Origin of the sequence: Streptomyces sp. NPDC046860, assembly GCF_040645115.1 — a bacterium.
Lineage (GTDB): Bacteria > Actinomycetota > Actinomycetes > Streptomycetales > Streptomycetaceae > Streptomyces.
This window is the reverse complement of sequence record NZ_JBEYXQ010000003.1, coordinates 115,091-128,363: the sequence shown is the minus strand read 5'-3', so window position 1 is coordinate 128,363 and position 13,273 is coordinate 115,091. Positions and strand designations below refer to the sequence as shown.

11 protein-coding genes are annotated in these 13,273 nt (G+C 73.1%); 5 read left to right on the top strand and 6 right to left on the bottom strand.

Features of this window, described 5'->3' with window-relative positions; translation table 11 throughout:
• The first annotated feature begins 76 nt into the window (after positions 1-76).
• Positions 77-1,159 (top strand): DMT family transporter, encoded by a 1,083-nt coding sequence (locus tag ABZ898_RS06290; RefSeq protein WP_361653368.1) that lies wholly within the window; start codon positions 77-79, stop codon positions 1,157-1,159.
• Positions 1,160-1,163: 4 nt separating this feature from the next.
• Here the strand turns inward: ABZ898_RS06290 and ABZ898_RS06285 are convergent, their stop codons facing one another.
• Entirely contained in the window at positions 1,164-2,414 is a 1,251-nt protein-coding gene (locus tag ABZ898_RS06285) for a transglycosylase family protein (RefSeq protein WP_361653366.1), read from the bottom strand.
• A 285-nt stretch (positions 2,415-2,699) separates the two neighbouring features.
• On the opposite strand from ABZ898_RS06285, the gene gndA reads away from it, so the two are divergent.
• The gene (gndA, locus tag ABZ898_RS06280; protein ID WP_361653364.1) at positions 2,700-4,139 is read left to right on the top strand and encodes an NADP-dependent phosphogluconate dehydrogenase; all 1,440 of its coding nucleotides are present in this window, start codon (positions 2,700-2,702) and stop codon (positions 4,137-4,139) included.
• A 488-nt stretch (positions 4,140-4,627) separates the two neighbouring features.
• On the opposite strand, the gene panD is transcribed toward gndA, so the two are convergent.
• On the bottom strand, positions 4,628-5,050 hold the full coding sequence (panD, locus tag ABZ898_RS06275; protein ID WP_361653362.1) for an aspartate 1-decarboxylase: 423 nt from the start codon (positions 5,048-5,050) through the stop codon (positions 4,628-4,630).
• Positions 5,051-5,363: 313 nt separating this feature from the next.
• Between panD and ABZ898_RS06270 the strand changes: the two genes are divergently transcribed.
• A complete protein-coding gene (locus ABZ898_RS06270; protein WP_361653843.1) occupies positions 5,364-6,440 on the top strand; it encodes an NADH:flavin oxidoreductase/NADH oxidase in 1,077 nt (358 codons plus the stop codon).
• A 54-nt stretch (positions 6,441-6,494) separates the two neighbouring features.
• Here ABZ898_RS06270 and ABZ898_RS06265 read toward each other — a convergent pair whose 3' ends face one another.
• Positions 6,495-7,280, bottom strand: coding sequence for an SDR family oxidoreductase (locus ABZ898_RS06265; protein ID WP_361653360.1), 786 nt, complete (start codon positions 7,278-7,280; stop codon positions 6,495-6,497).
• 345 nt (positions 7,281-7,625) lie between these two features.
• Between ABZ898_RS06265 and ABZ898_RS06260 the strand changes: the two genes are divergently transcribed.
• Together ABZ898_RS06260 and ABZ898_RS06255 are read left to right on the top strand one after the other, a co-directional pair.
• Entirely contained in the window at positions 7,626-8,525 is a 900-nt protein-coding gene (locus tag ABZ898_RS06260) for a DMT family transporter (protein ID WP_361653358.1), read from the top strand.
• A gap of 123 nt (positions 8,526-8,648) precedes the next feature.
• On the top strand, positions 8,649-9,713 hold the full coding sequence (locus ABZ898_RS06255) for a methyltransferase domain-containing protein (RefSeq protein ID WP_361653356.1): 1,065 nt from the start codon (positions 8,649-8,651) through the stop codon (positions 9,711-9,713).
• A 54-nt stretch (positions 9,714-9,767) separates the two neighbouring features.
• Here ABZ898_RS06255 and ABZ898_RS06250 read toward each other — a convergent pair whose 3' ends face one another.
• From ABZ898_RS06250 to ABZ898_RS06240, 3 genes are all read right to left on the bottom strand, one after another.
• Positions 9,768-10,673, bottom strand: coding sequence for a class I SAM-dependent methyltransferase (locus tag ABZ898_RS06250; RefSeq protein WP_361653354.1), 906 nt, complete (start codon positions 10,671-10,673; stop codon positions 9,768-9,770).
• Positions 10,674-10,753: 80 nt separating this feature from the next.
• Positions 10,754-11,860 (bottom strand): NAD(P)-dependent alcohol dehydrogenase, encoded by a 1,107-nt coding sequence (locus ABZ898_RS06245; RefSeq protein WP_361653352.1) that lies wholly within the window; start codon positions 11,858-11,860, stop codon positions 10,754-10,756.
• Entirely contained in the window at positions 11,857-13,266 is a 1,410-nt protein-coding gene (locus ABZ898_RS06240) for an aldehyde dehydrogenase family protein (RefSeq protein ID WP_361653350.1), read from the bottom strand. Before ABZ898_RS06240 ends, ABZ898_RS06245 begins: the two co-directional genes overlap by 4 nt.
• Positions 13,267-13,273 lie beyond the last annotated feature (7 nt).

The following is a 13,273-nucleotide window of genomic DNA, read 5'->3' as shown; positions in this document are numbered from 1 at the left end:
GAGTGTCCGGCATGGAAGCCGACCGCGCCCCGAACCGGGCCCGCCTGTCCCCGGGAGACACTCCGGGGGGCCCGAGATGAACGCCCTCGCGTCCTCCGTGCTGCTGTCGTTCGTCTCCGCCGTCGCCTACGCGGGCGGTGCCGTCGTGCAGGAGCGGGTCGCGGTGTCCTGTCCCGGTGAGGGGCTCGCGGCGCTGCGCAGGCCGGGCTGGTGGGCGGCGCTGGGGCTCAACGGCCTCGGCGGGGTGCTCCATGTCGTGGCGCTGGCCCTCGGGCCGCTGAGCCTGGTCCAGCCGCTGGGCGCGCTGACCATCGTCTTCGCGCTGCCCATGGCCGCGCTGTTCGTCGGCCGGAAGGCGGGGGCGGCGGCCTGGCGCGGGGCCGTGATGGCCACGGCGGGACTCGCCGGACTGCTCTCCCTGGTCGGCTCGGCCGAGTCGCACTCGCTGGGTCCTGCCGAGCGGACGGCGCTGGCGCTGGTGACCGGCGGGGCGCTCGTCGCGCTCATGGCGGCGGCGCGGGCCGCGCACCGGCATCCGGCGGTACGCAGCGTGCTGCTGGCCACCGGCGCGGGTACGGCGTTCGGCATGTCGTCGGTGTTCACCAAGACGGTCGCCGTCGACTGGAGCGCGGGCGTCGAGCCGGGCGCGCTGCCCTCGCTCGGGGTCATCGCCGTGCTGTCGGCCGCCGGGGTGTTCCTGTCCCAGGCGGCCTACCGGGACGGCGGGCTCGCCGCGCCCCTGGCCACGCTGACCGTGGCCAACCCGGTGCTGGCGGCCGTGGTCGGCATCGCCATGTTCGGCGAGACCTTCCGGCACGGCACCACGGGCACGGTCCTGGCGCTGGGCTGCGCGGTGGTGACGGGCGGCGGGCTGATCCTGCTGACGACGGAGCGGCTGGGCGACCCGGCCCGTACGGACGCCGGCCCGCGTCCGGTGGCGGCACGGGCGGCGGGGGCCCCGGTGGACGGCGTAGGCGGAGCCGGTGTCCCGGACGCGGGGCGGCCGGCGGACCGGGCCCCCTCGGCGAAGCCCGTCCTCACGCCGGTGGACGCCGTGCGCGGGCCCGGGGAGGCGGGAAGAGGGCAGGGCGAGGGCGACGGGGAGACACCCCCCGCGCCACGCGCCCTGCCGCTGCCCGACGTCCCGCTGTGCGCCTGAGGGCTCAGAGCCGGGCGCCGTGGGCCCTGAGGTAGGCGACCGGGTCGAGGTCGGTGCCGAAGCCGGGGCCGGTGCGCACCTCGAAGTGCAGGTGCGGTCCGGTGACGTTCCCGGTCGAGCCGGATCGCCCGATGCGCTGGCCGACGCTCACGCTCTGTCCCGAGCGTACGGAGATCGCGGACAGGTGGGCGTACTGCGAGTAGCGGCCGTCGTTGTGCCGCACCACGACCTGGTAGCCGTAGGAACCGCCCCAGCCCGCCGAGACGACGAGGCCGCCCGCGACGGAGTGGACGGAGGTGCCGGTGGGCACCAGGAAGTCGACGCCGGTGTGGTAGCCCTTCGACCAGTGCGGTCCGGCCGTGCGGTAGCTGGTGCCGATGGCGGCCCGCACGGGGGCGACGGCGGTGTGGCCCGAGTGGCGGGAAGAGGTCTTGTGCTCGGTGGTGGCCTTGCGCTGCGGGGCCTTCGGCGCCGCCTTCCGCTCGGCCCGCTCGGGCTCGACCCGGCGCTCCGGCGCGGGCTTGGGCTTCGGTGCGGCCTTGTGCTGCGGTGCGGCGGTGGCCGCCTTCTTCTGCTTGGCCGCGGTGCCCGGCGCCGGGGCACTCCCGCGCAGGCTGAGCCGCTGACCGGGCATGATCAGGTCGGGGTCGTCCCCGATGACCGACCTGTTCCCCTCGTAGAGACCGCGCCAGCCCTCGCGCACCCGGTGCTCACCGGCGATGCCGGAGAGCGTGTCGCCGTGCACCACGGTGTACATCTCGGCGCGTCCGGCGCGGGACTGCGGGGTGGTCTGCGGCCGTACGTCCTGGGCGGCCGCGGGTCTCGCCAGGCTCCTGGCGGGACGGCTCGGCGCGCTCTCGGCCCGCGGGGCCTCCCCGCCCCGGGCGAGTCCGGCGCGCGGCCCGCAGGCGGGCCAGGCTCCGGGCCCCTGGCCGTCGAGGACCCTCTCGGCCACGGCGATCTGCTGCTCCCGCGTGGCCTGGTCGGCGCGGGGCGCGTACCGGGTGCCGCCGTACGCCTCCCAGGTGGAGCGGGTGAACTGGAGGCCGCCGAAGTAGCCGTTGCCGGTGTTGATGCTCCAGTTGCCGCTGGACTCACAGGCCGCGACCTTGTTCCAGGTGGAGGCGTCCGCCGCGTCGGCGGTACCCGCCGCGACCAGCGGAATGGCGAGTCCGGCGCCGCCGGCGGTGACGGTGAGTGAGGCGCGGTTGATCCTGCTCGGCTGGTACCGGCGATGCCGGCCGCGTGCGGCCATGGTCCGAAATCCCCTCGACATGCGTCAGGAGGGGCAAAAGTAAGCGCCGGGAACAGGCCAGGACAAGAGCGGAATCCGGCCTGTCACCGGTTCAAGTGGCCAGTATCGGGCTGCGGTTGAGGTCAGCGGTTTTCGGGGCCCGGCGAACTGAGCCGGGACCGGTCCCCCGTCCGTACTGATGCCTGGCGAGCCGGATGTGCGCTCGCCGGGGCGGCGCGACAGGATGGGCCGCAGGGTCCGGTTCCGACAGGGCCGCAGCAACGACGCAGCTAGGGAGCAGGCGGTATGAGCACACACGCGCAGATCGGCGTCACGGGCCTGGCGGTCATGGGCCGCAACCTCGCCCGGAACTTCGCGCGCAACGGCTATACGGTCGCCGTCCACAACCGCACGGCGTCGAAGACGCGCGAGCTGGTCGAGGAGTTCGGCAGCGAGGGCGATTTCGTCCCGGCCGAGACCGCGAAGGAGTTCGTGGAGGCGCTGGAGCGCCCGCGCCGACTGGTGATCATGGTCAAGGCGGGTGACCCGACGGACGCGGTGATCGAGGAGTTCGCGCCGCTGCTGGAGCCCGGCGACATGATCATCGACGGGGGAAACGCGCACTTCGCGGACACCCGGCGCCGCGAGCGGGAGCTGCGTGAGCAGGGCATCCACTTCGTCGGCACCGGCATCTCGGGCGGCGAGGAGGGCGCGCTGCACGGGCCGAGCATCATGCCGGGCGGCTCGGTGGAGTCCTACGACTCGCTGGGCCCCATGCTGGAGAAGATCTCCGCCAAGGCCGACGACGGCGCTCCCTGCGTGACCCACGTGGGTCCCGACGGCGCCGGGCACTTCGTGAAGATGGTGCACAACGGCATCGAGTACGCCGACATGCAACTCATCGGCGAGGCGTACCAGTTGCTCCGCGACGTCGCCGGGTACTCGCCTGCCGAGATCGCCGACATCTTCCGCACCTGGAACCAGGGCCGGCTGGACTCCTACCTGATCGAGATCACCGCCGAGGTGCTGTCCCACGTGGACGCGGAGACCGGCAAGCCGTTCGTGGACGTGGTGGTCGACCAGGCCGAGCAGAAGGGCACCGGGCGCTGGACGGTGCAGATCGCGCTCGACCTGGGCGTACCGGTGTCGGGCATCGCGGAGGCGGTCTTCGCCCGCTCCCTGTCCGGGCACGCGGCGCTGCGGGACGCCTCGCGGGACCTGGCGGGGCCGAAGCCGACGCCGATGAGCAAGGAGGAGGCCGCCGCCTTCGCCGACCGGGTGGAGCAGGCGCTGTACGCCTCCAAGATCGTCTCGTACACCCAGGGCTTCCACGAGATCGCGGCGGGCAGCGCGGAGTACGACTGGGACATCGACCTCGGTGAGGTCGCGGCCATCTGGCGGGGCGGCTGCATCATCCGCGCGGCCTTCCTGGACCGCATCCGCGCCGCGTACGACGCCCGCGCCGACCTCCCGAGCCTGCTCTCGGACGAGACCTTCGCCCGTGAGATCGCCGACGCGCAGGACGACTGGCGCGAGGTCCTCGTCGCCGCGACCCGCCAGGGCGTCCCGGCCCCCGGCTTCTCCGCCGCCCTGGCCTACTACGACGCCCTGCGCGCGGACCGCCTGCCCGCGGCCCTCACCCAGGGCCAGCGCGACTACTTCGGTGCGCACACCTACCGGCGCGTGGACAAGGACGGGGCCTTCCACACGCTGTGGGGCGGGGACCGGGCGGAGGTCCGGGCGTAGCACGGCACCCTGCTGCCGAAAGGGCGCGGCGCGGCTCCGGGTCGGGAGCCGCGCCGCGCGCGTGCGGGGGGCGGGGTGCGCCTTGCCGGCTGGGCGGGGACCGTCCGGCCGGAGGGGGTCCGCCCTGCCGGGTGGGGACCGTCCGGCCGCTCAGCGGGTCAATGGGTCAATGGGGGACCCGGTTCCGGAGCCGGTACCGGGTCGGGGCCCGGCGGGATGGGCGAGGGGGCGGGGCCGGGGGGTACGGGGCCCGGCTGAGGCGGGGGCGGAGGCGGGCCGGGGGCCGGTGGTGTCGGCTCCGGGCCGGGCTCGGGAGGCGGCACCGGGCTCGGGTACGGGTCCGGCGGGGTGGGACCGGGGCCAGGGCCAGGTGCCGGGGGAACCGGGTCGGGTTGCGGCTGGGTCATGACTGCCTCCGTGCGGTCGCCGGACTTCGTGGTGACCACCTCCCGACTACCCTGCGCGCCCCACCCCACTCCCCCGCACCGTCAGCCCCGTACGGCCTGCGGACTGCGCCGCTGCCCGGAACCGGGCACGGGCTCGGACGGGTCGGCCCCGCGGGCCACGATCCGGTTGTCCCCGTCGACATGCACGACCTTGGGCTCCACCAGCGCCCGCGCCTCGGCGTCGGAGACCTGGGCGTAGCTGATGAGGATCACCAGATCACCGGGGTGCACGAGATGCGCGGCGGCCCCGTTGATCCCGATCACCCCGGACCCGCGCTCCCCCTCGATGACGTACGTCTCCAGCCGGGCCCCGTTGGTGATGTCCACAATGTGCACCAGCTCGCCGGGCAGCAGGTCGGCGGCGTCGAGCAGATCGGCGTCGATGGTCACCGATCCCACGTAGTGCAGGTCGGCCTGGGTGACGGTGGCTCGGTGGATCTTGGACTTGAACATGGTGCGCAGCATCGGGAAACTCCCACAGATAGGCTCCCTGCCTGCGTTCTTGCAGGTCAAGGGCTGTTTCGACACCCTACAGCGGCGCGCGTGCGCCGCCCCGCCGTGGTGACGGCCCAAGCCTACGCAGCACCCTCCGGACGGCGTCCGTGATCACCGTCACCCGGAGGGCGTGGAGCGCCACTCCGGGCACGTGATTGCACACGCGGGTATACGGCGGGAATAGAAATAAGGCGTGTGCACTTGACCAGCGTGTACGTGTACCACCACGGCCGTCATGCAGAAGGAGCCGGACTTGAGCACCAGTAGCACCCTCTTCACCCCCATGACCCTCCGGTCGCTGACCGTTCCGAACCGTATCTGGATGCCGGCCATGTGCCAGTACAGTGCCGCGCCGGAGGGCGAGACGGTCGGTGCTCCCACGGACTGGCACTTCACCCACCTCGCCGCCCGCGCGGCCGGAGGCATCGGCCTGATCATCACCGAGGCCACCGCGGTGAGCCCCGAGGGCCGGATCAGCCCGTACGACCTCGGGATCTGGAACGACGTCCAGACCGAGGCGTTCAAGCGCGTCACCGCCTTCCTGAAGTCGCAGGGCACGGTCGCGGGCATCCAGCTGGCGCACGCCGGCCGCAAGGCGTCGACCGAGCGGACCTGGGTCGACCGCGGGCGCTCCCTCACGCCGGACGAGCCGTACGGCTGGCAGCCGGTCGGCCCCAGCGCCCTCCCCTTCGCCGAGACCTCCACCACCCCGCACGAGCTGAGCCGGGAGGAGATCGCCGGGATCGTGCGGCAGTTCGCCGCGGCCGCCGGGCGGGCGCTGGAGGCCGGGTTCGAGGTCGCGGAGATCCACGGCGCGCACGGTTACCTGATCCACCAGTTCCTGTCCCCGCTCAGCAACCACCGCACCGACGAGTACGGCGGCTCGTTCGAGAACCGGACCCGCTTCGCCCTGGAGGTCGTCGACGCGGTCCGCGCCGTCTGGCCCGAGGAACTGCCGGTGTTCTTCCGTGTCTCCGCCACCGACTGGGTCGACGAGAACCCTGACGACGGGCGCACCGGCTGGACCTCCGAGGACACCGTCCGCCTGGCCAAGGATCTCGGGGCGCGCGGCGTGGACCTGGTGGACGTCTCCACCGGCGGCAACGTCCCGGACGCGAAGATCACCGCCGGCCCCGGCTACCAGGTGCCCTTCGCCGAGCGGGTCCGCGAGGCGGGCATGCCCACGGCCGCGGTCGGCATGATCACGGATCCGGCCCAGGCCCAGGAGATCGTCACCTCCGGCAAGGCGGACGCGGTGCTGCTCGGCCGCGAGCTGCTGCGCGACCCGTACTGGGCCCGGCGCGCCGCGGCCGATCTGGGCGGTGAGGTCGCCACGCCCGTCCAGTACCACCGCGCCTGACACCGTCGTCCGATGCCGCCCGGCGTACGGGGACGTTCGTCGGGCGGGGTGCGGTCAGCTCGTCTGCGCGGTGGGCATGATGGTGACCTGCTGGAGATTGACGCGCGGGGGAAGTGCGGCGAGGAAGCCGACGACTTCGGCGATGTCCTCCGCGGTGAGCCACGTGATGCCGCTCTCCTTGGAGTCGGCGAGCCACTGCAATGTGCCCGCGTCGGTCACGTGATTCTGCAACTCGGTGCCGACGATCCCGGGTTCCAGAGCGGACACGCGTACGTTCTTGGGCCCCAGCTCGACGCGCAGATGCCGGGACAGGTGCGTGACGAACGCCTTGGTGCCCGAGTACACCGCGAAGTTCGGGAAGATGTTCTGGGCGGCGATCGAGGACATGTTGACGAGATCGGCGACGCCCCGCTCCTCGGCGGCCCGGACGAGCTGGGGGGTGAAGGCGCCGATGACGTTCATCAGCCCGGTGATGTTGAGGTCGACCTGCTGCTGCCACTGGTCGGCCGCACGCTCTTCGATGGGAGCGGGAAGCATGATGCCCGCGTTGTTGACGAGCAGGTCGGCGTCGCCGAGCTCGGCGGCCACGCGGTCCGCGGCCGCCTGGACGGCGGCGGCGTCGGTCACGTCCACCGCGAGCGCCAGGGCGCGCCCGCCCGTCTTCTCGATGCGGTCGACGAGACTGTCGAGCCGCTCGGCACGACGCGCGAGGACCGCGACGTGAGCGCCCATCGCCGCAAGGCGTTCGGCGGTGGCCTCGCCGATTCCGCTGGACGCTCCGGTGATGACCGCGACGCGACCGTTCAAGGACTGGTCGGGCATGACGGATGGATTACTCATGGGACCCCTTCCGGCTTGCGGCGGTAATTCAGCGCTGCGCATTTCCGGCACCACCACGTCCAGTGTGGCACCCGCTTCATTCTCGGCACGAATTCAAGCAGCCGCGAATTCGTCGGGTCGCGAAATGGAATGGGGGCGCCAGATACGCCGGATTGTCGGACGACCGCGCCTTGTTCACCGCACCGGGACGGCGACCGCTTCGCGCGAGTTGCTCACGCTCTCCGGCCGCGTTAGCTTGACTGGCGGCCGAGGAAATGCTCGAAATCCCCATGACGCGGCCCGGGCGCTCGCACAGGACAACCGGGCCGACGCGGAGGCGGTGCGACCGGAATGATCCTCGCGGTCATGTTCGCCATCCTGGCCGCTGCCAGCAACGCCCTCGGCACGGTGTTGCAACGGCGAGCGGTGGTCCACGTGCCCGACTCCAGCGGGCGCGGGCTCCGTCTCGTACGCGATCTGCTGCACAATCCGGCCTGGTTCGTGGGGATTCTGGGCACCGTTCTCGCCGCGCTGTTCCAGGCCCTGGCCCTCCTGTCGGGCTCGCTGGCCACGGTGCAGCCCATCTTCATCCTCGAACTGCCCCTGGCCCTGATCTTCGGCAGCGTGGTGTTCCGGGTCGGCGTGTCCCTGAAGGCATGGGGGTGCGTGATCTGCATCTTCGTCGGCCTGGCCGTCGCCCTGTTCTCCGCCGCTCCCTCCGGGGGACGGCCCCAGGTGCCCGGCATGGCGTGGGTACCGACGCTCCTCGTCCTCGGCGGACTCGGGGCGGCGTTCGTCGCCGTCGGCCTGCGGCGCCCTCAAGGGCTGGCGCGGGCCGCCTACTTGGCGCTCGCGGCGGCGATCGGCAACGCCCTCACGGCCGCCCTGGTGAAGTCCTCGATGTACGTCCTGTCCCAGGAGGGAGCTGCGGGCTTCTTCCTGGCCTGGCAGACCTACGCGTTCGCGATCGCCGGCTCGGTGTCCATCCTTCTGCTGGGGTACGCGATGCAGGGCGGCCCCATCATCGGCTCCCAGCCCGCGCTGACACTCGGTGACGCCGCGGTCAGCTTCGCCCTCGGGGTCACGCTCTACGCCGAGTCGCCCCGCGGCGGCTGGTGGCTCGTGCCTGCGCTCGCGGGAACCGCCCTGGTGGTCTACGGGGTGTTCGCGCTCTCCCGGACCCGCTGCCTCACCAAGTGCGTCAACCCCGCGGAGGAGGAACGATGCGCATCCCGGCACGGGCGGTCCGCGGCGGAGGCTGTTTGAGGACGTATGGGTACGTATGACGCCCGCGTGCGGCCGCGCGCCGTATCGAGGCGACCCCGTCCCTCAAGGCCCCCCAAGACGCTTTGCAATGCTTTACCCCACATGTCCGAGTAGCGTCGTCTCATGGGCACAGTGAACGAAGCGAAGCTGCACGAACTGCTCGGGAAGGTCGTGACCGACATGGGGGCGGTCGCGGCGGCGCCCCTGGCTCTGCTGGGCGAGAGGCTCGGACTCTTCCGGGCTCTCGCGGACGGTGAGGCCGTCACCGCCCGGCAGCTCGCGGAGCGCACCGGGACCGCCGAGCGCAACGTGCGCGAATGGCTGGCCGCGATGGCGGCCAGCGGGTATCTGGCCTACGAGGGTGACGACGTCTTCCGTATGACGCCGGAGCAGAGTGCGGTCTTCGCCGACGAGAACAGCCCGTTCTTCGCACTGGGCGGCTACCAGGCGTTCCTGTCCTGCGGCTCGGCAGAGGAACAGGACCGGCTGGAGCGCGCCTTCCGCGACGGCCGGGGCGTCGGCTGGCACGAGCATCACGCGGACCTGTTCGCGGGGACGGGCCGCTTCTTCCGGCCGGGCTACGCCGCACACCTGGTGGACGAGTGGCTGCCCGCGCTGACCGGCACGGCGGAGAGACTGCGCGACGGCGGCAGGGCGGCCGACGTGGGCTGCGGACTGGGACACTCCACCGTGATGATCGGCGAGGCGTTCCCGGGCGCGCGGGTCACCGGCTTCGACAACCACGAGCCGTCCGTCGAGGCGGCGCGCGGGCTCGCCGCGGACGCGGGGGTCGGGGGCCGCGTCTCGTTCGAGCTGGCCGGCGCCAAGGACTTCGACGGCGGCCCGTACGACCTGATCACGTTCTTCGACTGCCTGCACGACATGGGCGACCCGGTCGGCGCCCTGGCGCACAGCAGGGAGCAGTTGGCCGAGGGCGGCACCATCATGCTCGTGGAGCCGTTCGCGGGCGACCGGCTGGAGGAGAACCTCCACCCGGTCGGCCGTACGTTCTACAGCGCCTCCGCCCTGATCTGCACCCCGGCCTCGCAGTCCCAGGAGGTCGGCCGCGCCCTGGGCGCCCAGGCGGGCGAGGAGCGCACCCGCGAGGTCGCCGCGGAGGCCGGCCTGAACCGCTTCCGCCGGGCGGCGGAGACTCCGTTCAACATCGTCTATGAGGTCGGGGTCTGAGGGCACCACGGCGGTGATCCGCCGACGCCGGGGACACATGGGACGCCGTGTGACTCATGGCCGGGGCTTGTGCGCGAACACCCACCGGTTGCCCTCCAGCGCGTCGTTCGGCTCGGGGAGGGGGCCCCGGCAGTACCGGCGGGTGAACTCGAAGGGCGTGTGCGTCGAGGTGGACCAGCCCCTGGCCGCCAGGGCTCCGGCGGAGTCGGGCCGCGGCCCCTTGTCGAAGAGGTGGAGCAGGTCGATGCCGATCTGTTCTCGCGTCGCCGTGTAGATCGGGCTGTCGCGGTACGCCAGCAGGTCCTTTTCCAGCTTGGCCTCGAAGGCCAGCGCGCTGCCTCCCGAGGCCAGCCTGTCCACCGTGTCGATGAGGTTCGTCTCGGCGGGGCCCGGCAGGTAGAAGAGAAGTCCCTCGGCCAGCCAGACGCTCGGTGCGGCCGGGTCGAAGCCGACGTCGGTCAGCGTGCCGGACCAGTCCGCCCGCAGGTCGAACGGTACGGGGACGCGCGCCGTCTTCGGGACGGCCGCCAGGTCCGTGAGCACCCGGCGCTTGAACTCCAGCACGCCCGCCCGGTCGATCTCGAACACCGCGCAGCCGGACGGCCAGTCCAGCCGGAAGGCACGCGTGTCCAGCCCCGCGCCGAGCAGGACCACCTGCCGGGTGCCCGTGCGGACCGCCTGGAGCAGGAAGTCGTCGAGGACCCTGGTGCGCAGGCCGAAGTAGCGGGCGAACCGTCCCCACAGCGGGTTGCCGTCCCCGTCCGGGACCTGCTGGATGCGCACCGGCCAGTCCGCGCACGCCGGGGCGGCGAGCACGAAGTGTTCCGCGTAGGTGTCCTGGGCGAGGCTGTCGTCGCGGCGGGTCTCGATGGCCCGTGCCGCGGCGACCAGGAGGGAGGTGAGCCCGACGCCTCCGTCCACGCCTTCCACGTCGGTGTGCTGCGGCGCCGTGCTGGTCATGTCTTCTCCGTCGGCGAGTGCGGGGACCGCGAGCTTCCCGCTCGTCGGCCGATTCGGGTCCGTGGTGCGGCGCGTCGCGCTCACCGGCTCTTCCCGGCCGGGAGCAGGACGGGTTTGACCACGCGGCCGGCGTCGCAGTCGCGCTCGGCCTCGTTGATGTCGGTCAGCGGGTAGGTGCGGATGAGCTGGTCGAAGGGGAAGCGTCCGGCTTGCCAGAGGCGGGTCAGCAGCGGTATCAGCAGTCCGGGCACGGCGTCCCCTTCGCAGATGTGGCGGATGCCGCGGCCGCGGTCGAGGGTGCCCGGCTCCAGCGGCAGCGCGGTCCGCAGTCGCGCCACCAGACCGAGGCTGCCGGTGGGGCGCAGTGCCCGGAGCGCGTCGTTGATGAGCGGGGCGCAGGCCGTGGTGTCGAGCGCGTACTGGGCGCCGCCGCCCGTGAGCCGTTCGATGCGCGCGGTCAGTCCCGGCTCTCCGGCGGGCACCGCGACCGCGCCGAACCGTTCGGCCAGGGCCAGCCGTCCGGAGTACCGGTCGACGGCCACGGTCGGCACGCCGGAGGCGGTGGCCGCCATCACCGCCGCCAGGCCCACGGCTCCCGCGCCGAGGACGACCAGGGGGTCGCCCGGACCGGCGGCGAAGGTGTTCAGCACGGCCCCGGCGCCGGTGAGGAAGCCGCAGCCGAGCGGTCCCAGCAACTCGACGGGCAGCGCGGGGTCGACCCGGACGGCGTTGCGGGCCGGGACGAGCGCGTACTCGGCGAAGGAGGACTGGCCGAACCACCGGGGGGCCAGTGCTCCCCCGGCAGCGTCGGTGAATCGCGGCGTGTCCTCCTCGCGTCCCCCGAAGAGGTTGAGGGAGGCGAAGGAATCGCAGTAAGCGGGCGCCCCGCCACGGCAGTTGTGGCAGTGCCCGCAGGAGTCGAAGCTCAGCACCACATGGTCTCCCGCGACGATCGAGGTGTCCGGGCCGCCGCCCGTCCGCACCACGACCCCGGCCCCTTCGTGGCCGAGCACGGCGGGCAGCGGGCTGCTGCCCGCCGATCGCCGGACCGCGAGGTCGGTCCGGCACATCCCGCAGCCGGCGATCTCCACCAGGATCTCGCCGGGGGCGAGTTCCGCCCCCAGGGCCACCTCCTCGACCTCGAACGGATCGTCGTACGCGCGCAGTACGGCCGCCTGGAACCTCAACCTCGCTCCTCCCGGGGGCGGTGGACGACGAACGGCCGCAGGTTTCCGTACAGGCCCCAGGGTCCGCCGGCCACGCCCACGCCGCTGTCCTTGACGCCCGCGAAGGGCTGGGCGAGGGACAGTTCGGCATGGTGGTTGATCCAGGCGGTGCCGCACTCGAGCCGGTCGGCGACCGCCTCGGCCCGGTCGAGGTCGGTGCCCCAGACGGAGCCGCCCAGTCCGAAGCCGGTGCCGTTGGCGGCGTCGACGGCTTCGTCGAGGGTGCGGTACGGCAGTACGGGCAGGACCGGCCCGAACTGCTCCTCGGTCACCACCGGGCTGTCGGGCGGGACGTCAGTGAGGACGGTGGGGGCGAAGAAGTAGCCCGGCCCGTCCGGGCGGTGGCCGCCGGCCGCCGCCCGGGCGCCGTCGGCCAGGGCGCGCCGCGTGATCTGCTCGACGCGCGCCAGCTGGGCGGCGTTGTTGACGGGGCCGATCCGGGTGTCGGGGTCGAGGCCGGGGCCGACGGCGACGGTCCTGGCGCGCTCGGCGAGGGCCTCGACGACCTGGGCGTGCAGCCGGGCCGGGGCGTAGACGCGCTTGACCGCCATGCAGACCTGTCCGCAGTTGCGGAAGGCGGCCCAGAACAGCCGGTCCGCGATCCGGCCGACGTCGGCGTCCTCCAGCAGGACGGCGGCGTCGTTGCCGCCCAGTTCCAGGGTGACCCGGGCCAGTGAGGCCGTGGCCGCTCCGGCGACGGCACGTCCGGTGGGCACGGAGCCGGTGAAGGTGACGTGGCGGATGCCGGGGTGGGAGGCGAGTCGGGCACCGAGCGGTTCGCGCCCGGTGACGACGGTCAGCACGTCCTCGGGCAGAACGGTGGAGAGGACGGAGCCGAGCAGCCCGGTGGCGAGCGGGGTGTAGGGGGACGGCTTGAGGACCACGGTGTTTCCCGCCGCGAGCGCGGGCGCGAACTTCGCCGCCGCGAGCTGGAGGGGGAAGTTCCACGGCACGATCGCGGCGACGGGCCCGAGGGACCTCCAGCGGATCTCGCTGTGCACGGGCCGGCCGTCGGTGATCCGCCGGGTTCTGGGGGCCAGTTCGGCGAACCAGCGCAGCCTGGCCGCCGTGCGGGCGACCTCCGCGTGCGACTCGGCCAGGGGCTTGCCCTGTTCCCGGGTGAGCAGCCGGGCGAGGCTGTCGCCGGCGGCCTCGACGGCGTCGGCGGCCGCGCGCAGCGCGGTGGTGCGGGCGGCGGGATCGGAGCGCCAGCCGTGCCAGGCCCGGCGGGACCGGTCGACGACGGCGTCCAGCGCGTCCGGTTCCAGCTGGGGGGCGTCGTCGAAGACTTCGCCCGTGGCCGGGTCGACGACGGGGAGCCGCGAGGCCCGGCGCCCGGCGAGGGGGGCGAGCTCGGAGGTCGGCATACCGGCG

Excerpts from the sequence above, each read along its gene's own strand:
- ABZ898_RS06290 (WP_361653368.1), top strand. The coding sequence starts at position 77 with ATGAACGCCCTCGCGTCCTCCGTGCTGCTGTCGTTCGTCTCCGCCGTC.
- ABZ898_RS06285 (WP_361653366.1), bottom strand. The coding sequence starts at position 2,414 with ATGGCCGCACGCGGCCGGCATCGCCGGTACCAGCCGAGCAGGATCAAC.
- gndA (WP_361653364.1), top strand. The coding sequence starts at position 2,700 with ATGAGCACACACGCGCAGATCGGCGTCACGGGCCTGGCGGTCATGGGC.
- panD (WP_361653362.1), bottom strand. The coding sequence starts at position 5,050 with ATGCTGCGCACCATGTTCAAGTCCAAGATCCACCGAGCCACCGTCACC.
- ABZ898_RS06270 (WP_361653843.1), top strand. The coding sequence starts at position 5,364 with ATGACCCTCCGGTCGCTGACCGTTCCGAACCGTATCTGGATGCCGGCC.
- ABZ898_RS06265 (WP_361653360.1), bottom strand. The coding sequence starts at position 7,280 with ATGAGTAATCCATCCGTCATGCCCGACCAGTCCTTGAACGGTCGCGTC.
- ABZ898_RS06260 (WP_361653358.1), top strand. The coding sequence starts at position 7,626 with ATGTTCGCCATCCTGGCCGCTGCCAGCAACGCCCTCGGCACGGTGTTG.
- ABZ898_RS06255 (WP_361653356.1), top strand. The coding sequence starts at position 8,649 with ATGGGCACAGTGAACGAAGCGAAGCTGCACGAACTGCTCGGGAAGGTC.
- ABZ898_RS06250 (WP_361653354.1), bottom strand. The coding sequence starts at position 10,673 with ATGACCAGCACGGCGCCGCAGCACACCGACGTGGAAGGCGTGGACGGA.
- ABZ898_RS06240 (WP_361653350.1), bottom strand. The coding sequence starts at position 13,266 with ATGCCGACCTCCGAGCTCGCCCCCCTCGCCGGGCGCCGGGCCTCGCGG.